This window comes from Botryobacter ruber (genome assembly GCF_003347595.2).
Taxonomy (GTDB): Bacteria; Bacteroidota; Bacteroidia; order Cytophagales; family Hymenobacteraceae; genus Pontibacter; species Pontibacter ruber_A.
Map to the genome: position 1 here is coordinate 55,024 of NZ_QCZK02000029.1, position 22,779 is coordinate 77,802.

The following is a 22,779-nucleotide window of genomic DNA, read 5'->3' on the forward strand; positions in this document are numbered from 1 at the left end:
AAGAGCTTTGCTACTAATTCAGATATGATACGATATTTCATACTTCTAGCAGCCATCATCATTTTATCGCAAGGTTGCGGCGAAAAAGAACTCGATGCTATCGATGAAAAGGAAACATCTGTTTCGATAGAGAAAGTATCCTCCATCAGTACATTTCCGGGGAAAAACAGGGTGAAAGTGATCTGGAAAGTCGCTGATAATCCTGCCATCAAAAAATGCAGGGTTTACTGGGATGATGACCAGAAATGGATAGAAGTGCCTATAACTCCGGGAAATGTTAATTTAGAAGCAGTCATACCTGACCTGGAGGAAAAGAACCATACCTTTTCTGTTTATGCTTACGACGACAAGGGAAATGCTTCGCCTAAAGTAATTACTAACGGACGCGCATACGGGAACGAGTACCAAAATACACTTACAAACAGGCCCCTGAAAAAAGCGGTATTCAGAGAGCAGACACCTGAGGCCTATATTGAATGGGACAATGCAGCAGCCGGAACCCTGGGCCTGCAAGTGAAATATTTAAGTTCAGAAGCAAATGAACAAAGCTTATATATTCCTTATTCTGCTCTAAATACTTCTTTAGCCAATTTTACACCAGGCGAATCGTTTTCTTACCGTACCTTATATGTACCAACCGTATCTTCTATAGATACCTTTTATACCGCCTACGAAAGCATAAAAGTAGACCCGCTGCCCGTAGATAATTTAAGCAACTACAGCACCTTAGTAACATTAAACGCCAGTGGAGCCGGCAATGTGTACGAGCAGTTTAAGACTGCCTGGGGTAGCAATGCCGAGGAAACGCCCGATTGCAGGCATCCGCAGTTCGGACAGCATATCTCTGAAGAACACAACAGTGAATTAAATAAATACGTGTTTTCATTTTATGCCCATGTTACACCCGACGACGACCGTTGCAGTGCCACCGACAGGCAGCGTACAGAAGTAAAAACCCACAGCCCATCGAGAAGTACCGTTAAAGCTTTTCTGAATGACGAAATGGTGTTCCGGTGGAAGTTCAAGCTTGCAGCAGGTTTTCAGCCCTCTTCCGGCTTCACGCACATTCACCAGATTAAAGCAGGCGATGGTACAAACGATGGCTCTCCACTGATTACCATCACGCCCCGGTATGGAAATCCGAATAAGCTGGAAATTATTCACACCGGCAACACCAGCGGCACGACACAGGGAAAAGTTAGAATTGTTAATCTGGCTCCTTTTGAAGGAGAGTGGATTGAAGCAACCGAGAAAATGAAATTCAGCTCAAACGGAACCTATGAACTGGTTTTGAAAAGGGTAAGCGATGGAGAGGTGCTATTGACCTACAACAGCAGCAATATGGACTTCTGGCGAACAGCAGCAACCTTTATCAGGCCGAAGTGGGGGATCTACAGGAGCCTGAGTAACCAGGAGCGCCTGCGTGACGAGAAGGTGCTGTTTGCTGATTTTGAAATCGGGAAAAAGTAAGGCTGTCACTGTTGTGTCACCCAAAAAATCCTTTTAATAGCTACTGTTTTTAAATCAGGTGCAGTGGCTTTGGTGGCTGGTACAGCAGAAATATTGCTTGGTAACAGGTGCTGTGAAAGAAAACAGGAGTTAATGAGTATCTCTCCTGATAAAAATATTTTCGGGAGGTGCCATTAGAACAAGCACCTCCCGTTCGTTTTTGTTGCCTACAGGTTTTAGCGTAACATAAAGAGCCTTTTCAACACAGAGGAGGCTCAGTTTATGTACATGTCTCCCTTAATGACTCGTCTGATTCGGATCGCTAAACAAGCAAAAGTTATTAATAACCTCACAATTGTTCGTAAGTAAAATAGCATTTTTAAACAATGCATTTTTGTTTTTCTCCTGCCATAGGGTTGTATCCCCTGTTTGAACTATTATTCCCCCTTTCTTGAACGATTTTACGCACTGCTCCGGGGGGGGGAATTTCTAATATTGAAAAACCCGGAACAAAATCAGAAGAATGATACGGGAGAAATAAGATTCCTTAAAGTTTGGTAAATAGCGTTTTGTGTATGTGTAGTGTTTTTTATAAGTAGTGGTATTGTTGTTTGTTGTTTTAAGTGTTTTTGATGAGTTGCTCCCCGATTTCCCCGATTGCCCCCCTGCACAGGATTAAGATATTTCCGGGGAAAAACACGCCGATAGAGTTTGCAATTAATAGTGTTTATTTATTTTAATTACTAAAAATTAAGTTACATGAAAGAAAGAATACAAAATCCACTGGTAAGGGTTTTACGACATTTACTTTGTGGTCTGGTTCTGATGCTCTGTTCTTTTACAATGGTATTAGCACAGGATGTAAGAGGAAAAGTAGTAGATGATAAAGGGGATGGTCTTCCCGGTGTGACCGTGTTAGTAAAAGGAACCGGGAACGGTACCGTTACCGATATAGAGGGAAATTATTCCCTTGCAGCCAGAGAAGATGCTGTACTTGTATTCACTTTTGTTGGGTATAATGCACAGGAAGTACCGGTGGGTAAGCGGGCGTTAATAAATGTAACCCTAACGCCTGACCAGAAGCAGCTCGAAGAGGTGGTGGTTACAGGATATCGTACACAAGCCCGTGGAACTGTAACAGGATCTGTTGCTGCTGTTAATAGTAAGGAGTTTCAGGATGTACCGGTGGATAACCTTTCCAATGCGCTGGCAGGCAGGTTATCCGGAGTGACAATAACACAGGGTGCCGGTACACCTGGCATGGAATCCTCAATCCGTGTCCGAGCCCAGGGTACTTTCAATAATGCTGACCCTTTATATGTGATTGACGGCATTGTGAGCGATAAGTTTGCTTTTGACGCGTTGAGTCCGAATGTGGTCGAAAACATCTCAGTACTGAAAGACGGAGCTTCTGCTGCAATATATGGTTCACGGGCAGCCAATGGCGTTGTACTTGTAACCACAAAAAGAGGAGCTGACGGAGCTCCAAGATTTTCTTACAGCGGTACAGTAGGGGTACAGACACCAACGAAAATCCCCGAAACACTGAATGCTTATGAGCATGCCTCTCAGATAAACCATCAGTTGCGCTATAATAATATACCTGAGTCTAATTCGAAATATTATACGCAGGACGAGCTGGAATATTTTAAGAACAACTCCTGGAATTGGGTGGACGAGATGTGGCGGGATCCAATATCTACGCAGCATACTTTGGATGTAAGAGGCGGTTCCGACAAGGTGCGTTATTTTATGGGTGGCTCTTATAATTACGCTACCGGCTCTTTCGATAACTTAGATTATAAGAAGCTTACCTTAAGAGGGAACATAGATGTTTCTGTAACAAAGAATCTGAAAGTTTCGCTCGATTTTAATGCTGACAGACGAAATACCAATGGCCCTAGCTGGCAGGCAGGTAACTGGCGGCAGGAAGACCTGTACAAGGCTTTGTTAGTAAGGCCTAGCCTAGTGCCTCCTTACATAAATGGGCAACCGGTGGGTAACTGGGTAGAATGGCATCCGGGTGTAGTGATCGACAGAAGCAAGGCAGGATATATTGAGAACGAGTGGACCGGGATGAACGCTATTGTTTCCTTAAATTATAAGGTTCCTTTTGTTGAGGGGTTAGGATTGAAGACATCAATAAACGGGTATAAGCGTGATAGGTACAATAAGCAGTTCAACCTGCCGTATGATATGACCGTTTTTAATACGCTTGGCGAGCATAACCATATTGTGGGAGATGTGCCGGTAGATTCCAAAACACGTGCAGCTCAGGAATTCCTGCAGTCACGCTACGACAAAATGGAGCGCTACCAGTTTAATACGCAACTTAATTATCAGCGAAGCTTTGGTGACCATAATCTGGATGGATTGCTGGTATACGAGCAGGCAGAACAGGATGATACCTGGTTTAATGGCCGTAGAGACGAATTCCTATCTCCTGCCGTAGACCAATTTGTAGCAGGCGGTACTGTGAATTCCCAGGTAGATGGTAGGCAGTCACAATCAGCACGAATTTCCTATGTAGGTTTAGTTGGCTATAACTATGCTCAGAAATACCTGCTTGAAGCATCCTTCCGCTACGATGGGTCGGTGATTTTTGCACCTGAAAGGCGATGGGGCTTCTTCCCTTCTGCATCAGCCGGTTGGAGAGTTTCTGAAGAATCATTTTTTAGAGACAATGTAGGCTTTATCAACGATCTGAAACTAAGAGCATCTGTAGGCATGCTGGGTAACGACAACGTTGGTGATTTTCAATGGCAGCAGTCTTTCTCTATACCGGACGGGGCAATTTTCGATAATCCAACCCGCGGACTGCAACCTGGAGTTCTTGCTAACAGAAATATTACCTGGGAAAAATCGCTCTCCTATAATGCCGGTATAGATACCCGGTTCCTGAACAACAAATTGAATCTGAAACTGGATGCTTTCTACCGTAATACCTATGATATCCTCGGATCCAGACAACTGAGTATTCCAAGTACTTTTGGAGCAAATATGCCTGATGAAAACTACCAAGAAGTAGATTCTCGTGGATTTGAAATTGAATTAGGGTATAACAACAAATTTGGAGCTGGTAAAAATACAGTTAACTACTTTGTGCGAGGCAACTTTGGCTATGCCACAAACGAAGTTATCAAATATGATCAGGGCGAGAATACAAGACCTTATCAGTCTGTAATCGGCCGTCCTATTGGCGGCATCAGGGGGTATGTTGCCACTGATATTATCCGAACACAAGATGACCTGGATGCCCTCCCAAGCGGGTACACGATTTTAGGGGCGCAGCCTCAGTTAGGGATGCTGAATTACAAAGATCTCCGCGGACCAAACTCTGATGAGCCTGATGGCAGAATTACCTCCGATGATATGGAGTTTATCGCTGATTATAGAGTCCCTCCTATGAATTTTGGTTTTTCCCTTGGTGCATCCTGGAGGTCGCTCAGCATTGATGCACTGTTCCAGGGCGTGGCAGGAAGCTATGCCATGCTCTCCACTGTAGGAAGAGATATACAAGCCAGAACAGAAGAGTCTTCTATGGCCTACTGGGCCGATAGCTGGTCGCCGGAAAACCCGGATGGTCAATATCCTGGCTACAGGGGGGGCGGCTACCGCACACGTTTTCCTGAATCTACCTTCTGGCTGCAGGACCTCTCGTTTATGCGATTGAAAAACCTGACTATTTCTTACAGTCTGCCGAAAAAGCTCACCCAGGGTCTCAAGATAGAGAATACCAGAGTGTTCTTTAATGGAACAAACCTGCTTACGTTGTATAGCGGTACCAAGCTCTATGATCCGGAAATAAATACTATTAATTCATACCCAATGATGAAAAATTATTCCATTGGATTGAATATTGTTCTATAACTAAAAGTTTGTATCATGAAATTTTCAAAGTTTATAGCGATTGTTCTCTTAGGCTGCACGTTGGGCAGTTGTGAAGATATATTAGATAAAAATAACCTGGGTGCTGTAAATGAAGGGTTAGTGTGGAATGACCTTGATTTGGCTACAGCCTATGTAAATAGAATATATGCCCAAAACTTGCCCGAGTGGAGCACGGAGTGGACTAATTATTCCGATGAATCTGACGGAGGAGGAAGTTTTATGTATGGGCAATTAACGGAAAACTCAGTTAACTATTGGCCATACGACGATATCAGAAATATCAATATTTTGTTGGCTAATATTGATCAGGGTAGTCTGAAAGATGTTGAAAAAAAGAAGCTGAAAGGTGAGGCGCTTTTCTTCCGGGCGTGGCGTTACTTTGAGCTGGTAAAGCGCTATGGAGGTGTACCTCTAATTCTGGAACCCCAGCAATTAACAGATGATCTGTTGGTGAAGAGAAGTTCTACATCGGCCTGTATCCAGCAGATTATCGCTGATCTGGATAATGCGATTGATTATTTGCCGGAAGTTGCTGTTGGAACCAAAGGAAATGACGGGCATGTACATAAAGGAACGGCCATGGCAGTAAAAGGACGGGTGTTATTATATTATGCCAGTCCGCAGTTTGATCCGAGTCAGAATACAAGTGGCCGCTGGCAGGCAGCCTACGATGCCAATAAGGCCGCAAAAGAATTCCTAGAGTCGCAAGGCTTTGGTCTGAACCCGAATTTTGCCAACATCTGGTTCAATGAGATGAATAAAGAAGCTATCTTTGTTCGGCGATACCAGTTTGCGCCCGGTAACTCAGTTAGCTCTAATAATTGGGCTGCTGCCACGCGTCCTCTGGACGAATCCCAAAACGCTACGGGAGGGAACCGTCCTGTTCTGGAGATGGTTAATGCTTTTCCTATGAAAGATGGCAAACCGATCGGAGACCCCAATTCAGCTTATCAGTATGATGCTGATTACTTGTGGAAGAACAGGGATCCACGTTTAACCCAGACTATAGCGTATAATGGGGCACTATGGGAATTGAGTGGTAAAACGGGTCGAATACAATGGACTTATGTTGGAGGTGAGCAGAACAACCCTACGCAAACCGGATTTTATACCCGAAAGGCTATCGATGAAAGCCAAAAACCAAGCGATGCCCTCAATAGCAGCACCGATTGGATAGAACTTCGCTTTGCGGAGGTATTGCTGAATTATGCTGAGGCAGCCAACGAGATCGGTAAGACTGATGAGGCCTATCAGGCATTAACAGCTATCAGAAGCCGGGCCGGTATTGATCCGGGTGCTAATAACCTTTATGGTTTGGAGCCGGGCATGAATAAGAGTCAAATGCGTGAAGCTATCATGTTGGAGCGTAAGCTAGAATTGGCTTTCGAAGGCAAGCGCTTCTGGGACCTTCGCAGACGCAGGATGTTTGAAAGCGAACTGAATGGAACACGGCGGCACGGCTATACCATTGAGTTAAAAGTTCCGGTAGATGAATGGAATAAAAAGAGAGCCTCCATGAATTCACAGGACCTGATTAACCACCTGAATGAAAATTATTCAAATTACTTCGAGCATCAGGAGAGAGTAGTGGATACACAATTTGACATCAACTGGAAGGATAATTATTACTTTTTTGCTATTCCTTCAAGCCATCTGCAGTTAAACAGTAATTTAGAGCAGACCCAGGGCTGGGCTGGAGGTAGCTTTGATCCATTAAAGTGATAAACCGGATCAGGTAACTCACAGGAGCCTAGTAACCAAACAAAGGCCATATATTCTTAAAGCAATTGCTTCAGGAATGTATGGCCTTTCGTTTTTAAGCATTAAATTGTCATGAATAAAGTATGTACTTCTACACCCTATGAAAATAAAGAATTCATTACTCCTAAAGGTTTTAACGGTAGCTGCTGGACTTGCCCTGGTGCTGCCAGCCCTGCAGGCGCAGACGGGCACAGATGCTCCTAAGCCCAATGCCGGCTTACTGCTGCCTGAAAATTTCCAGGCTACCATGTTGGCTGATAATCTGGGAAGAACACGCCACCTAGTCGTTACCCCGAATAACATGATCTATGTTCGGTTGGCGAGACTGAAAGATGGAAAAGGAACCCTGCTGCTGGAGCAGTACAACAATACAGCCACCGTAAAATCAAGCTTTGGTGATTTTGGCGGAACAGGTATTTTCCTGCAGGATGATTATTTATATACATCCTCCAACAGTGAAATTTTCCGGTATAAACTCAACAAAAGCTATGAGGTAATTTCGCCGGATGCACCCGAAAAGATCGTTACCGGTCTGGTGGACAAAGGTACCCACAATACCAAATCCATCATGATGGATAACAAGGGCAATATGTATATACCGATTGGAGCTCCATCCAACTCCTGCCAGGTGGAAGACCGTAAAAAAGGTTCTCCGGGTATTGAAGATTGTCCATTGCTGGAAACATCGGGAGGCGTATGGCAATTTAAACCGGATAAACTGAACCAGACGTATCAGGATGGCATCCGGTATGCCACCGGTTTAAGAAATGTTGTAGCTGTTGACTGGAACGCACAAACAGACCAGCTTTATGTGATGCAGCACGGCCGCGATCAGCTACATAGTATTTTCCCGGATTTATATACCGTTAAAGAATCGGCAGAACTTCCGGCGGAATGTATGTATGCGTTGAACAAAGGAGATGATGCCGGCTGGCCCTACATCTATTATGATGGATTCCGGAATAAGAAAATGCTGGCGCCGGAGTATGGCGGAGATGGAAAGAAAGAAGGCAGCAATAAGTTTATCGACCCGGTTGCTGCTTACCCGGCGCACACGGCTCCAAACGGATTGCTTTTCTATACCGGAAACCAGTTTCCGGAAAAGTACAGAAACGGAGCCTTTATTGCTTTTCATGGTTCCTGGAACAGGGCTCCGGAGCCACAGGCCGGGTATTATGTCGTATTCCAGCCCTTTAAGAATGGGAAGCCTTCCGGAGAGTGGGAAGTATTTGCAGACGGTTTTTCAGGCTCTCCGGAAAAAACTGCTGCAGGCAAACCCGACCGCCGCCCCTGTGGTTTGGCGCAGGGACCAGACGGATCCCTTTATATTACTGATGATGTGAAAGGAGCCATTTTTAAAGTGACGTATAATCCTGGCGATTTAGCCAAGGCCGCTACTCCGGTTAAAACTGCTCCGGCCAGTAAAGCTCCCACTACAAATGCGGTAACCGGTAAAAGTAATGCCGCTGCGCCTGCTTCAGCGAAAACCACGCCAGCGAAACCGGCAAAGAAACCGGCAAAGAAACCGGCAGCATCCAAAACTACTCCTGCTCCAACAGTCTCTAAAACAACACTGGAGGCGGGCAAGTTGGTGTATATGCAGTATTGTGCTGCCTGCCATATGGTGGACGGCAGCGGCGTGCAGAGCTTAAATCCACCTCTTAGCAAAACTAGTTATGTGCTGGGCACTAAGCCACGCCTGATAAACGTGATACTGAAGGGTATGAGCCAACAGGAAGTGGACGGTGAAAAGTACAGCAATGCAATGCCGCCATTTAATTTTTTGAGCGATAAGGAAATTGCTGATGTGCTTACCTATATCCGGAACGACTTTGGCAATAAAGCAAGTGCCGTTACTGCTGCAGAAGTAAAGGCAGAAAGAGGGAAAAAGTAGCTTGTACTGCTAAACCTGCTGCAGTGGGTATGGTAGCATGAGCAGTGGCTATGGTGACTGCAGCAGCAAATCTTTTTGCTGTTAATTTTGGTTGCTTTTGCGGTTGTTTTTGGAGGAGGGAGCTTTCCCTCCATAATTGCGAAGGTTGTAGGCAACAGTCAGCATAAAGAAGCGCTGCAGTACCGTCGATTGTGAGTCCTGGATGTACTGTTCCGATACAGAACGCCGGATACTGTTATTCTGTCCCATCAGGTCGTTCACGCTCAGGCTTACTTCACCTTTATTCTTTTCCAGAAACTTCCTGCTGAGACTCATGTTCCAGAGCAGAAAATTATTATTAAACCCACCAGACAGGCCTTTGTTGAGCTGGTGATTAAGCTCGGTCCGGTACACCATCTTTTTAAGGAAGGTGATGTTGGCACGTACCTGTGTGGTCTGGTTAAAGAAATTATTGTTCTGCTGCGGGCGCAGGGTATTTTTCACGATGTTGTACCTGGAGTGGGTAGACACCTGAAAATCGATTTCCTTGCTGATGTTGCTGTTTAAGGAAGTGCCCAGCCTGAAGTAGTTGGAGTTCGTGAAGTTGAGCATGCTGTTGAGCATCGAAGGCCTTCTGTTGTGCCCCAGGGAGCCATTAAGGTTAACTTTCAGGGGCACGAAGCCCAGTGGCTGTCCATAGTTAAAATTGGAGTTAATACTCATATCCCCGTTCACGTTTACCGGAATAATAAACTGTTGCCCGGCGCTTAACTCCCTGTCACCGTATACAATGGGGGTTTTTGCATCGTAGCGTAAGGTTTTGTTTGTAATGCTGTTCTGGTTAAGGCTGCCGTTCAGGGTGAACGAGAAAACACGGTTTGTTTCTTTGTTAAACGTCCGGAAGCGGATAGAAACATTGTTGTTATATGTTTGCTTCAGGTTTGGATTACCGCTCCTGATGCGGAAGGGGTCAGAAATATCAATAACCTCCTGCAGCTGGTAAAGGGAGGGAGCGTTGGTGTTGGTGCGGTACTCAATCCGCAGGTTTTTGGTTCTGGTGAAGCGATACTCCAGTTGTGCCGAGGGTAACACACTGTAAAAGCTGCGGTCCATCCCATTAATGAACGGAAACTCCTGCTGGTTCTGCATACGGGCAATCTGGTACTCGGCCCCCAGCTGTAGCCGCAGCTTTTTGGTGTTGTATCGGTACACCGACTCGAACTCCTGCGTTAGGTATTGGCTTACAAAAATGTTGCTCTGTGCCGTGTCGAGTGCATCGTACCCCAGCTCTACAAAATCAAAGGTGCGCCTGTCGGAATCGTTCTTCCGGTCTCCGATCTTGTAGACCAGCTGCACCACGGCACTGTCGCCAACCGGCTCCGAGAAGGAAGTATTGGCGCGCCACGAGTAGCCGTTGCCAGATTGCCTGATATACTGGTTTACATTCTGATTTTTAGAGCTGTTCTTATAAAAGATGTTTTCCTGCTGCCGGTAACTCTCTCCTCCGCTTGTGCTTATACCAGTGTAGAAACTGGTGGAGAAAACTCGCCCCTTTTTGAAGAAGCGGTGGCTGTAATGGATGTTGTTGCCAATGTTAAAGGAGCCGTTTTCAGAACGGTTTTCGTTCTCGCTCTGATTTAAGGGGCCTTCGTCGTTAATGGTTCTTCCAAAGCGGTAGCCGAATGAGCTGTTTGCGGATGTGGAGAAGTTGGGGGTAATCAGGAGCCTGTTGGTTTCATTTATGTTGTACTCCAGGCGCAGGTTCATCCGGTGATCAGAATTCCGGTTTGTGTTGTTGCTCGTTTGGGTATATTGCTGACCCAGATCATCAGGAGAGATAAAGTCTCTGAAAATAGAACGGAAGTCTACTGTTTTCCTGCTAAAGAAGTGATAGTCGCCGCTAACAGTTATTTTTTCGCCCCACTTGTCGTTGTAGTTCATTGCGAAGTTGTGGTTGGTCATATTCCCGTTTCCACCGCCCCTGCGCCCGCGCATGCCGCCACCCGGTACCTCCCCGGCAGAATAATCCTGCAGGTTGATGTTGTTGGTGATGCCTGTAAAGGTAAACCGTCTTTCGCCTTCGTAGGCGTTGATGCTGGCGCCAACCATGTAGCGGTTGTCGTTGCCATAGCCCCCCGACATCCTGCCAAACTGGCCTTTTCTGCGATCCGGTTTTGTTACAACGTTGATGGTTTTACGGCGGTTGCCGTCGTCCACGCCGCTGAACTCTGCCTGGTCGCTCAGCTTGTCAAAGATCTGGATGTTCTGCACAATCTCTGCCGGCAGGTTGCGGAGCGCTGCCTCTGCATCACTACCGAAAAACCGTTTGCCGTCTACCAAAACCTCCAGTACTTCTTCTCCCTGTGCCTGTATCTTGCCATCTTCCACTACTATACCGGGCATTTTCTGAATCAGGTCCTCTACACTGGCATCTTCGGCTACTTTAAAGGCTGCTGCATTAAACTGGGTGGTATCGCCAAGCTGCTCGCCCATAGATACCTCCGCGATAACCTCTACTTCGCCAATGGTGTTTGCTTCGTGCTCAAGTTGAAGATTGCCCATGTTAATGGCCTTGTCCTGCACCCTGAAAAGTTTAACCAGTGTCCGGTGCCCCACATAGCTTACCTCGATCGTGTACTGGTCCGGAATTACTCTTGAAAAGATAAAGTTGCCCTGCAGGTCGGTGCCGGTGGTCGTTTTTACCGAATCGGCAAGCCTGGTAAGCATGACACGGGCGCTGGGAAGAGACACGCTGTCGTGCTTGCTCAACACGGTGCCGTTTACGATAACACCCTGCGCATTAGCGTTGTACAGGAAGAGCGATATGGTAAAAAGCAGTAGCAGTTTCTTCATGAGCAGGACTTAAGGCGGTGGGTAACAATGTTTAGACTTCAACCTTGTTCAAAAGTTTAGTTCAGTTACTTATATTTATAATGCTTTAACTCAATAAAAATCAACTTAAGTCAGAATGTATGCTTTCAACCGAAAGCGGTAGTCAGCAGTATAGAGGGCTCCGTTACTCCTGGCGTGGATATCCTTGCCAGGAGTAACGGAAAATATAATGTTCAAACTATACCCGCAGGTTTACCGACTTCTTTGTGGCGCCGCTTTCATACACCACTGGTTTTCCTGCCTTCCGTAAATCTCCGCCATCAACCGGAATACCTTCGTTTCCGGTGCCCTCCAGGCTTAGAAAAGCAGCGGCGGATGTAAGTACTCTGGTAGCAGAAAGCATCACATCTTTTGTGTTTGTAAAGCGCAGCAGCGGCACTTCAGGGCTTCCCTGGGCGCTCAGGCCGTTGATGGAAGCCTCCTGCACATTATCAAACACAACAGCCGGACGCGCGTCGGGTTTCTCGTAATCGAAGCGGACATTCTGTAGGGTCAGGCCCTTCACGTTGCGGGCATACAGGCCATAAGCAGGCGGACCGGCAGGTTCCTGGTCCCATACTCCAAAATACTCACGGGCAATTTTGGGGATGTCGCGCTTGGCGGCCTGTGCCGCTGTGCCGCCGCCTGCGTAGGTGACATGCACATCCGTGAAGCTGATGTTCTCCAGGTAAGCCTCGCCCATGCCGTTGAGCGTGATGCAGGAGTTTTGCTCGCCGTTCTTGATATAAACTTCAAACGGAATATCAGGGTGGTTGACAGGCAGCGGCACCACAGTAGCCCGGATGCCATTAAACACAATGTTGCGCACAAAGGGTTTGGCAGTATCAGCTGCAGCGTTTGACGAATTCTGGCTTGCGCCGCTGAACCCGATACCGATGGGCCCGGTAACATTGCGCATGATGATGTTGGAGAAGGTCAGGTTTTCGAGCTGTGCCCGCCCGGAGCTTATCTTGATGGGGCAGCCGTAGGTTTCGTAAATGAGACAGTTCGAAACGGCAATGTGCTGGGCCGCACCGCTGCCAAACCTGAAAATAGACCAACGCGTGCTGAAAGAGCAGTTGGTGACAGTCACAAACTGATTGCTCCCAAACAAAGCGCAGGCATCGTCCTGGCACCTGACGTCGCAATTGGAAATGTGCACATACTGGCAACTGTTAAAGTGGAAGCCGTCGTTGTTTTTGTTGATGCGGTTGTAGATGCGTATGCCATCGATGTTTATCTGCTGGCAGTGCAGGATGCGGAAGCAGTGGTAAGCGCTCTGGGTAAAGAAAGTGTCCCGCATCAGGAGGTTGGTGCATTTATAGAAAATGGCCAGGTGCGGACGATCCATATAGCCGCGTTCTGTATTGCCCGGACCGGTATTGTCTCCATGGCCGGTATAGAAGGCTTTGCCGTTACCATCCAGCGTTCCCCTTCCTTCAATCGCAATGTTATCAGCCTCAACCGCATAAAGCAGTACGATATTGCCGTTCCCTTCCGGAACGCCCTTGCCGGCACGGTAGTCTTCGCGCCTGGGGCTGCCCAGCAGGCGGCCCTGGTTAGCCAGGTGGAGCGTTACGTTGCTTTTCAGCTCAATGGTGCCGATAACGAAGTCGCCCGCAGGAACCAGTACAGTGCCACCATTATCACGGTGGCAGGCATCGATAGCAGCCTGTACGGGAGCTGTGTCGAGCATTTTGCCATCGCCTTTTGCGCCGAAATCCCGGATGTTATATGTGCCTGCACCCGCCATGCCGTCTTTAATGGCGCCGGGGTTTACAGGCTCCGCCGCCAGCGCCTGCGTACCGATCATGCTGGTGCCGGCAACGGCTAATGCGCCCGCCGAAATGCGCCCGAGCCACTTGCGCCGCGACAAGGATACGTACGCTTGGTTGGATGTGGCGATACCGCTTGGCTCTTCTTGTAAAAGGGGTGTTTCTATCATGGCTGAAATGTTTGAATACTAACTAATATTATTAAGCTAATTAATATCAAAGCTTCAATTTGTCAAAGCTGAGGAAGGGGCGTTGGCTCCTTTGAACGATAATCACCCTTAATAGAACTAACTGCCCTCCAACAACAAACCGCTTAAATTTTATATTTGATCAACCAGACTCACATGATGAAACAAGAACAATCTGCCTGTAATTAATATGCGCAGCAGAAAGAAAAAGCATCCGGATAGTTCGTGCGATAAATGGTAGTATAAAGCTTCAGAAAAATCAACTTCAACCTAAAATCAACATGCTTATGATCAACTTAAAAAGTTTTCAAAGTCTTGCCCTTTGGGTGGGTATAACCATAGGCTTTTCAGCCTGCGCTCTGACAGATGACACTACCATAATCAGTAGCCCGGATGGCAATGTCAGGTTCCGTCTGAACCAGGTGGACAGCCAGTTAGTCTATACCATCACTTTTAAAGACCAGCCGGTAATAGAAGCGTCGCCACTGGTGATGACCATTGATAACAAGGAGATAACCAACAATGTGCAGCCCGGCAAAACGGAGCAGTACGAGGCAGACGAAACATATGCCTGGCATGGAGCGCATGCAGAAGCTGTAAACAAGTACAAGGGAGCCAGAATTGCCCTGAAGCAGAATGACGGTTTGGAGTATACCCTGGACGTGCGGGTGTTTAACGATGCTGCTTCTTTCCGGCTGATTGTGCCGGGTGCTGAAAACGAGCAACGGGTGCCCGACGAAACAACCGCATTTAAATTACCTGAAGGCAGCACCATCTGGTACCACGACCTGCACATGCACTACGAGAGTGTGCATACCAAAAACGATATCGCCCAGGTGAAGCCGGGTGAGTGGATGGCGCCTCCGGTTACGTTTAAACTGCCTGAAGGTCGTGGCTATGCTGCCATCACCGAAGCAGATTTGAAGAACTACAGCGGCATGGCCCTGCAGAGCGACAGTAGCCGTCAGCTGGTTACGCGCCTTGCCCATCATCAGCCTACCTCTTACCCGTACGAGCTGCGCTACAGCAAAGAAGATGTGGAAAGGTTAATTAAGCCTGCTGCCGTGACAGGCACCATCACCACTCCCTGGCGTGTGGTAATGGTTGGTGCTGACCTGAACGCTATGGCGAACAACGATGCAGTAGCCAACCTTAATCCTGCCCCTGATAAAGAGCTTTTCCCGCAGGGCATTCATACCGACTGGATCAGACCTGGCCGTGCTGTCTGGAAGTACCTGGATGGTGGCGGCGACGGCACTCTGGCCGTGATGAAAGAGTTTTCGAAGCAGGCAGGCGAACTGGGGTACGAGCATAATATCCTGGAAGGCTTCTGGTCGAGGTGGACCGACGAAGAGATAAGAGAACTGGTAGATTATTCGAACCAGCAGAAGGTGGGTGTCTGGCTGTGGAAGCACTCCAAATCGCTCCGCGACGACCATGAGCGCCTTGCCTTTTTTAAGCGCTGCCAGGACCTGGGCATTACAGGCGTGAAGCTGGATTTTTTCGATCACGAAGCCAAGGAAGTAATTGACCTGTACCGGAATATACTCCGGGAAACAGCAGAGCATAAATTGCTGGTAGATTTCCATGGGGCCAATAAACCTACCGGTGAGGCACGTACCTGGCCAAATGAAGTAACCCGCGAAGCCGTGAAAGGCATGGAAGCCAGTAAGCTAGAAGACAGGGCAACCCATAACACCACGGTTCCTTTTACCCGCTGGCTGGCCGGGCATGCCGAGTACACGCCTGTGCACTTCGGGGAGCGCCGCAAAAATACCACCTGGGCACACCAGGTAGCCAGCGCGGCCATAATGAGCACACCACTGCTTACCTATGCCGCTACGCCTGCCAACATCCTGGCCAACCCAAGCGTGGAAATGATGAAGAGCATCCCCTCTACCTGGGACGAAACCATTGTGTTGCCGGCATCAGAAATCGGTGAGGTGGCAGCTTTTGCCAGGCGCAAAGGCGACACCTGGTTCCTGGCCATTATGAATGGTGTAAACCCAAAGACTATCAGCATCCCGCTTTCTTTCCTGGGGCAGGGCAATTATGAAACACTGGTGGTGAAAGACGATCAGCAGGAATCGGGCGCCCTGCGGGTCGAAAATGTAAGCCAGAAAAAAGACGATACCCTGCAGCTTGATTTGGTAGCAGGCGGCGGTTATGTTGCCCGCTACACCAGCGGAAGCACCAGGCTTAGTTCATTAAAATAAACATGTTAAGCGGCTGTTTCGGCATTACGGGCAGCCGCTTGTAAAGTAAAGTTTATGAGAAAAATAAATACCAATGTACCCTTCAGGTTTCTGGCGATGTGCTGCCTGTTGGTGAGTTTAAGCTGTGAGTCTGCTGTAGCAGATCCGCCAGCCAAAGAGGAACCGCTGGCTGCAGCAGCACCCCAGACCATAAAGGATTATCTGAAGCCAGCCATGAAAAACGCCGGCTTTAGCATGGAGGGATACATCCTCTGGTGCCCGACGGTTATAAAAGTTGGCGATACCTACCACATGTTTGCCTCCCGCTGGCCCGAGCAATATGGCCTCGCCGGCTGGACAACCTATTCCGAAATTGTAAGGGCAACAGCTGATAATATCTATGGTCCGTACACTTTCCAGGAAGTGGTATTGCAGAAGCGTAGCGGGTTCTGGGACAACGAGCGGGCGCACAATCCTAAGATTGTTAAAAGCGGCGATACGTACGTGCTGTATTACATTTCTACAGCCAACGAAACAGGGTATGCATATTCCAGATCCATTACCGGCCCCTGGACCCGCTCCGATAAAATAGCCATGCCTTTCTCTAATCCTGCGCCACTGGTTAAAGCCGACGGAAGCATTTATGTTTTCGGACGCAAAGCGGTAAACGATATCCGGATTTCGCAGGGTTATACCGCTCCTGCTTATAATGGAGCTTATTCTATTCTCAATAGCGGCAATAACTTATTTCCGGGAAAGAACCAGCTGGAAGATCCTACCATTTGGTGGGCGGCAAACCAGTACAACGTTATCTGCAGTGATTTCAGAGGCGATGTAACAGGAGTGAATAAAGACGGGGTACAATACTACTCTACGGATGGTGTTACATTTCTGCCCGTCTCATCGGAGTCGATCTATTCCAAAACCGTTACCTACGACGATAACACAACCGAAAAATTTTCGAGGCGCGAAAGGCCGTTTGTCTATGAAAATGAGAAAGGCCAGATTACAGCCTTTTTCACAGCCTGCTTGCCTGAAAAAGGACCTGCCCGCATCGTGGTACAGCCTGTAGCTAATTATGTGCCTCAGCGTTTTGCGGCTAATAAATAAAGCTAACCACCAGGTACTGAGGGAATGGTGGCTGGTACAGCAGATTTCTGATAGCTGTGTAGTTAACTAGGTAAGTATTCATGACACGGCCTCTCTCTTTTCTACCACTGAGCAGAAAGGGGAGAGGCCGTGTCATATAAATCTAATTTATTTCAGCGCCTGAAACAGGTTTTGCAGTGGCAGCCGTTTTATCCCGGTACAGGCTGAACTGACTGATTGCCGGAGAATCACTTGCTTGCAGGATGATGAGGCGCACCTTCCAGGCCAGCACGGTTGGGAAATGAGCTACCTTCTGGTTGCCAATCGTTGTCCCTTCGGCGAGTAGTTTCCAGTCGCTATCCACCTGGGCCTCTACCTTATAGGCCTGCACACGCGGCCCGGGTTTGGTTGCTTCCCTGAGTTCCACCACACCGATGTACTGCGGTTCCTCCAGGTCTATTTCTAGTTTGCCGGTAGTAATGCCGTCGTCAGTAGACCAGTACGTGTTTACATCACCATCTATAGCCCGCTCGCCTCCGAATTTCAGTTCGCCGCCCCGCACGTTGCTGGTGTTGGCATACTTATAAGCGGCCACATCCCGGCCGTAAACTTTATCCAGCAACTGTTTGTGCTCTGTAGGTCCCTTGGGTAATTTATAGGAGAAAATGCCGGGATCATTTCCGCCGTAGCCAATGTTCTTCACCGCCTGCGGGCCCAGGCGCTCCTCCAGCTGCGCCAGGTACAGGCTCTGCGGAACTACCGGCACACCAGGCGAATCGGAAATGCCTAAAGGCAGCAACGGGCCTGTGTTGAACGGGCGCGGCGTCGGAATGTTGGGGCCGATGCAGCCTATCATCCAGTTGTAGGCACCCGGCGGCTGCTGCACCACATACGATTTAGCCAGGCAGTTCCAGGCCACGGACCAGCCCGTACCCCAGCCATGGCCGGAGCCCATGGAGCCGCGGTTCTTGAAGTCGATGCCGCCTTCGGGTACTTTGCAATTGTCGAGCAGCATGCCGGTAGTCCAGCGCTGGTGCCCCTCGATATGGCCGTTGCCGGCAAAAGAACAGTTCAGCATTACGATAGGGCCAGCCTGACCGCCACCGGTGGCTGCATGCCAGATGTTATCGCCTATACTGGAGCAACGGTCCAGCAGGAGCTGACTGGCGTTTGGCGCGAACTCGGCAGGCTTTGAGGCGCCCAGGTTCGGCACGGTGCGGATAATGGCAATGCGTTCCAGCGTAATGCGGCTGCCGTTCACGCTCACACTGTTCATGGTTTCTTCTATCTGCACATCACGCACCCAGCAGTCTTTCCCCCTGATCTGCATGGCTTTGTAAGGCGCCTGCTGGTAGCTCATCTCCAGCGGAGGGGCCTGTATGTGCAGCTGCTCTACCCCGGCCTGCTCCACCAGCCGGGGCGGCTGTACCTTTACAACAGCAGCCTGGAGTGGTTGTATCAGTTTCGAGTCGATGTTGTCGCTAAGGGGAACATCCAGCGTTATTTTTTTGCCTGAAATGGCTGCAATGGTGCGTTGCGTGGTGAGGGTACTGCCTGCGCGCATCCACGTCTGGGGTTTGCCGTCGCGCACCATGTCGTGCATCTGCATAAACTTCACCCAGGCATCCGTCACCGGCTTCCTGATCTCTATGACATCGCCTTTTGCAAAACCGGTCACATCCGATACCGTGAAGGAGGTCGTGCCGGAAGGAACATAGGCATCTGTAATAGTGGTCTCTGCAGATTTGAAGTCTTTGCTGTTAGCAGCACTTTCGGTTTGGGCAGAAGCGTTTCGGGAATTATTTCCGCTGCTTAACACAATAGCAACGTGGCGGTCGCCTATCATTTTAATCACAGAGCCGTCTCTGCCGCTGCCGCTACCGCGCAGCACCACCCCGTCTGCTGAAATAGTGATTGCGCCCTCGCAAGGATATGTGCCAGCCGCCAGCTCCACCGCTCCCCGGAAGCCGTCTTTCAAGGGCATAGCAGCAACTTCATCGATGGCAGCCTGGATGAGTTTGGTGTCGTCCGGGCCACCCGACGGCTTTACTCTTTTCTGAACGGGCACCACAGGTAAAGCAACCCCGCCGCCCATGTACCCGGCATGGGAGTAGTCCATTATTTTATCACCTGCAGGAGTCTTTTTATAAACCAGTTTGCCCTTCTTGTCCTGGTACACCCATTCGCTTTTTCCTGTTGCGGCTGCAGGTTGCTTTTGTTCCGCCTGCAGGACTTCCGGCGATTTTAATGTTAGCGAAATCAGGCTAACAGACACCAGCAGCGTCAGGATGAAGGCAATAACGAGCGATACTCTTTTCATAAGGATACTATAAATAGCTTTTGTAATCTGTACTTGTGTTTGAACCGACAAAAACGGCTAACAGTAGGTGGGAATACCCTCTTCTTTAAGCCGGAGTGAAATCTTAGCCCTTTTTGAACGATTCAGCCTTCCGGTAAAATAAATTTAAACCTTATTATTGATTCGCAGCTAACGGCTACACCTGTTTTGGCTGGTTCCATGGAAATCTGTTTCTGCTTGCAAAGTCAGATGCAGCGCTATGGCAGTTCAGCCTGTACCAGTGTGGCATTAGCTTACGGCCAGCCGATACTAACAGGAAGGGAGCGATGCTGTATGCAATTTGAATAAAAAATTGCCGGTAACGGTCATTAGCGTTAGCCATTGACTAAACTTTATTGGCATGTTGAAGGCGAACCTGCTGGTGGTATTGGATTCTAACATTTAATAATGAGTACACAAAATGAAACCGCAGCTTTTAAAAGTTTCTCCAGGACCCAGCCATTCCTTCAGCATCCGGCAGGACAGAATCCCCTGCCTTAATAACCGCTGGCATTATCATCCGGAGGTAGAGTTGATTCATATTAACACAGGGACAGGCATGCAGTTTGTCGGGGACAGTATCAGGCGCTTTGAGTCCGGGGATATCGTGCTGATCGGAGCCAGCCTCCCGCATTACTGGCGCTTCGACGACCATTATTTGCAGGAAAAAACGGACGAGACTGCGGATATCAGGGTAGCGCATTTCTGCGAAAACTTCTGGGGAGACCATTTCCTCGAATTGCCTGAAAACAAGCTTATAAAAACAACGCTGGAAAAAGCAAAGGGAGGTATTCAGGTAAGAGGAAGCGCCAGGCAGGCAGTAGGCAGTCTGCTGGAGGAGGCGCTGCAAGTGGAAGGCCCAAAGCGCATCATTCTGTTGATGGAAATCCTGGACGAAATATCCCGTGACGAGAGGCTTACGGTTCTCTCCTCTGTCGCTTTTAAGCAGGAGTATAATGACCTGGAGGGTGAACGGATGAACAGAATATACGACTTTTCGTTGGCTAACTTCCGCAACACCATCTGCCTGAAAGAAATTGCCGCTGTCGCCAACATGAGCCACAATTCCTTCTGCCGTTATTTTAAGTCCAGAACCCAAAAAACATACTCGCAGTTCGTGACCGAGATAAGGGTTGGCCACGCCTGCAGGCTTCTGATTGAGAACAGGATGAGTATTAAGCAAATCTGCTACGAAAGCGGTTTCCATAACGTGACGAGCTTTCATAAATATTTCAAATCCATTACGGGTAAAAGCCCACTCGTTTACCAGAAAGAATTCCTGAAGAAATAAAGCAGTTGGGTTGCAGCGTCTTTTACCTGTTTTATGCCCGACCATAAGCAGGCCTGTGCCCCTCCATGAAGCAGCAGGCGCTTTTGCCAAAATAGCTTAGTAGGTAGCCTATATTGCCCACAATTCGGACACGGTAATTTTCTTACTTTGTAAGAGGCAATAACCGGCTGCTCCTGCTATTTAACCGCTTCGTGAAGGTGCAGCATCAGCCGCTTTTTTATACAAAAAGAACCAATGGAAATTCAAACTAAACCAACCTATCTGCAGATACATGCCAAGGACAATGTGCTGGTAGCGTTACAGGACCTGGCGGAAGGGCAATTCATTAGCTTTAACCACAAGAGCTTTATGCTGGCAGACAACGTGGCTGCCAAGCATAAATTTACCATTCAGGATTTAGAAACCGGAGAAGAGGTGTACATGTATGGCGTGCTGGTGGGTAAAACGACCTGCCGGTTACCTGCCGGGAGTCTGGTAACAACAGAAAACCTGAAACATGCGGCCGGAGATTTCTCCCGGAAGAATGGCGAGTACCAATGGCAGGCACCAGATGTAAGTAAGTGGCTGAACAGAACCTTCCGGGGCTATCACCGCAAGGATGGTCAGGTAGGAACACGCAACTACTGGCTGGTGCTGCCACTGGTGTTCTGCGAAAACCGGAACGTAGAAGCGCTGAAGGAGGCATTTCTGAAGGAGCTGGGATATGCTTCGTCTGATAAGTACCAGGCACAGGTGCGTGAACTGGTTAACCTGTACCGGCAGGGGAAAGACATCAGTTCATTTCAGGTAGAGGAAGGGCCTGAAAAAGCATCAGCAAACCGTTTATTCCCTAACCTGGACGGGATTAAGTTTATTGTGCACGACGGTGGCTGCGGCGGAACCCGCGAAGACGCCGAAAACCTATGTGCCATCTTGGCGGGCTATTGTGTTAACCCGAATGTGGCAGGTGTTACGGTGCTGAGCCTGGGATGCCAGCATGCGCAGGCGTCCATTTTGCAGGAGAAGATAAAAGAGCGGGACCCTGCTTTTGCCAAGCCGCTTCTGGTGTTCGAGCAACAGCAGGCTGCCTCAGAAACCAGTATGTTGTCAGCTGCTATTGTGCAGACTTTTATGGGCATGGCCGAAGCCAACCGCTGCGAAAGACAGCCAGCCACTTTAGATAAATTGGTGGTAGGCGTAGAGTGTGGAGGTTCAGACGGTTTTTCTGGAATATCGGCCAATCCGGCAGTGGGCTATGCTGCCGACCTGGTGGTAGCGCTGGGCGGCAAAGTGGTGCTAAGCGAGTTCCCGGAGCTTTGCGGCGTAGAGCAGGATATGATTAACCGTTGTGTAGATGAACAAACGGCGGAGCGCTTTGTGAGACTCATGCGGGAATATGCGGCACGCGCGGAAGCAGTAGGCTCCGGTTTCGACATGAATCCTTCTCCGGGCAACATCAAAGACGGCCTGATAACGGATGCCATCAAGTCGGCGGGAGCGGCCAAAAAAGGTGGTACCTCACCTGTAGTGGATGTGCTGGGTTACGGCCAGTACGTGCGCAGAAGCGGCCTTACACTTTTATGCACGCCCGGCAACGATGTGGAAAGTACCACAGGCATGGCGGGAGCCGGGTGCAATGTGCAGCTCTTTACCACGGGGCTGGGCACGCCAACCGGCAATCCTATTTCGCCGGTTGTTAAAGTCTCCTCGAGCACCAGCCTGGCGCAGCGCTTGCCTGATATCATCGATATAGATGCCGGTCCGGTTATAAGCGGTGAGGCAACCATACAGGAACTAGGGGAGGATATGCTGGAGTACATCATCGGTTTAGCCAGCGGTGCGTACGATACCAAAGCCATGAAACTGGGGCAGGATGATTTTATCTTCTGGAAACGCGGGGTATCGCTGTAAGGTGCCTGCAGTGAAACCAGTTTAAGTTTATTATCGGGAGCAGAGGCTATGGTGGGTGGTGCTGCAGAATAATTTAGGGTATAGAAGGAGTCGTGACGGGCAGAGCTTGACGAAATGGACATGGAAACGAAAAGAAAAGATATGAAAAGAGCGGTTAATACTTGTAAG

At 48.7% G+C, this 22,779-nt stretch carries 11 protein-coding genes; 8 read left to right on the forward strand and 3 right to left on the reverse strand.

Going from position 1 to position 22,779, the window contains the following annotated elements; all coding sequences use genetic code 11:
- Positions 1 to 24: 24 nt before the first annotated feature.
- The 4 genes from DCW36_RS08300 to DCW36_RS08315 all read left to right on the forward strand — a co-directional run bounded on the left by DCW36_RS08300 (position 25) and on the right by DCW36_RS08315 (position 8,995).
- Positions 25 to 1,470: a DUF4998 domain-containing protein gene (locus tag DCW36_RS08300; RefSeq protein ID WP_164891071.1), complete on the forward strand. Its 1,446-nt coding sequence runs from the start codon at positions 25 to 27 to the stop codon at positions 1,468 to 1,470.
- Positions 1,471 to 2,208: 738 nt separating this feature from the next.
- A complete protein-coding gene (locus tag DCW36_RS08305; protein ID WP_114781867.1) occupies positions 2,209 to 5,319 on the forward strand; it encodes a SusC/RagA family TonB-linked outer membrane protein in 3,111 nt (1,036 codons plus the stop codon).
- Between the two features lie 15 nt (positions 5,320 to 5,334).
- Positions 5,335 to 7,062, forward strand: a complete 1,728-nt coding sequence (locus tag DCW36_RS08310) for a RagB/SusD family nutrient uptake outer membrane protein (protein ID WP_114781868.1) — start codon at positions 5,335 to 5,337, stop codon at positions 7,060 to 7,062.
- Between the two features lie 139 nt (positions 7,063 to 7,201).
- Complete coding sequence (locus DCW36_RS08315; protein WP_114781869.1) at positions 7,202 to 8,995, forward strand: c-type cytochrome; 1,794 nt, start codon at positions 7,202 to 7,204, stop codon at positions 8,993 to 8,995.
- Positions 8,996 to 9,076: 81 nt separating this feature from the next.
- On the opposite strand, the gene DCW36_RS08320 is transcribed toward DCW36_RS08315, so the two are convergent.
- On the reverse strand, positions 9,077 to 11,827 hold the full coding sequence (locus tag DCW36_RS08320; protein WP_114781870.1) for a TonB-dependent receptor: 2,751 nt from the start codon (positions 11,825 to 11,827) through the stop codon (positions 9,077 to 9,079).
- A 217-nt stretch (positions 11,828 to 12,044) separates the two neighbouring features.
- Positions 12,045 to 13,790 (reverse strand): glycoside hydrolase family 28 protein, encoded by a 1,746-nt coding sequence (locus tag DCW36_RS08325; RefSeq protein ID WP_114781871.1) that lies wholly within the window; start codon positions 13,788 to 13,790, stop codon positions 12,045 to 12,047.
- A gap of 305 nt (positions 13,791 to 14,095) precedes the next feature.
- Here DCW36_RS08325 and DCW36_RS08330 point away from each other — a divergent pair, with 305 nt between their 5' ends.
- A complete protein-coding gene (locus DCW36_RS08330; protein WP_114781872.1) occupies positions 14,096 to 16,024 on the forward strand; it encodes a glycoside hydrolase family 97 protein in 1,929 nt (642 codons plus the stop codon).
- A 54-nt stretch (positions 16,025 to 16,078) separates the two neighbouring features.
- Positions 16,079 to 17,113, forward strand: coding sequence for a glycoside hydrolase family protein (locus DCW36_RS08335; protein WP_125185364.1), 1,035 nt, complete (start codon positions 16,079 to 16,081; stop codon positions 17,111 to 17,113).
- A gap of 142 nt (positions 17,114 to 17,255) precedes the next feature.
- Here the strand turns inward: DCW36_RS08335 and DCW36_RS08340 are convergent, their stop codons facing one another.
- Positions 17,256 to 19,412, reverse strand: coding sequence for a discoidin domain-containing protein (locus tag DCW36_RS08340; protein ID WP_114781874.1), 2,157 nt, complete (start codon positions 19,410 to 19,412; stop codon positions 17,256 to 17,258).
- 439 nt (positions 19,413 to 19,851) lie between these two features.
- Between DCW36_RS08340 and DCW36_RS08345 the strand changes: the two genes are divergently transcribed.
- On the forward strand, positions 19,852 to 20,721 hold the full coding sequence (locus tag DCW36_RS08345) for an AraC family transcriptional regulator (RefSeq protein WP_114781875.1): 870 nt from the start codon (positions 19,852 to 19,854) through the stop codon (positions 20,719 to 20,721).
- Positions 20,722 to 20,955: 234 nt separating this feature from the next.
- Positions 20,956 to 22,611 carry a UxaA family hydrolase gene (locus DCW36_RS08350; RefSeq protein ID WP_114781876.1) on the forward strand — a complete coding sequence of 552 codons (1,656 nt, stop codon included), beginning with the start codon at positions 20,956 to 20,958 and terminating at the stop codon, positions 22,609 to 22,611.
- Positions 22,612 to 22,779: the final 168 nt, after the last annotated feature.

Bases quoted from the DNA above. Each gene is read 5' to 3' on its own strand.
- DCW36_RS08345 (WP_114781875.1), top strand. From the start codon at position 19,852: ATGAAACCGCAGCTTTTAAAAGTTTCTCCAGGACCCAGCCATTCCTTC.
- DCW36_RS08300 (WP_164891071.1), top strand. From the start codon at position 25: ATGATACGATATTTCATACTTCTAGCAGCCATCATCATTTTATCGCAA.
- DCW36_RS08310 (WP_114781868.1), top strand. From the start codon at position 5,335: ATGAAATTTTCAAAGTTTATAGCGATTGTTCTCTTAGGCTGCACGTTG.
- DCW36_RS08305 (WP_114781867.1), top strand. From the start codon at position 2,209: ATGAAAGAAAGAATACAAAATCCACTGGTAAGGGTTTTACGACATTTA.
- DCW36_RS08325 (WP_114781871.1), bottom strand. From the start codon at position 13,790: ATGATAGAAACACCCCTTTTACAAGAAGAGCCAAGCGGTATCGCCACA.
- DCW36_RS08315 (WP_114781869.1), top strand. From the start codon at position 7,202: ATGAAAATAAAGAATTCATTACTCCTAAAGGTTTTAACGGTAGCTGCT.
- DCW36_RS08350 (WP_114781876.1), top strand. From the start codon at position 20,956: ATGGAAATTCAAACTAAACCAACCTATCTGCAGATACATGCCAAGGAC.
- DCW36_RS08330 (WP_114781872.1), top strand. From the start codon at position 14,096: ATGATCAACTTAAAAAGTTTTCAAAGTCTTGCCCTTTGGGTGGGTATA.
- DCW36_RS08340 (WP_114781874.1), bottom strand. From the start codon at position 19,412: ATGAAAAGAGTATCGCTCGTTATTGCCTTCATCCTGACGCTGCTGGTG.
- DCW36_RS08320 (WP_114781870.1), bottom strand. From the start codon at position 11,827: ATGAAGAAACTGCTACTGCTTTTTACCATATCGCTCTTCCTGTACAAC.
- DCW36_RS08335 (WP_125185364.1), top strand. From the start codon at position 16,079: ATGAGAAAAATAAATACCAATGTACCCTTCAGGTTTCTGGCGATGTGC.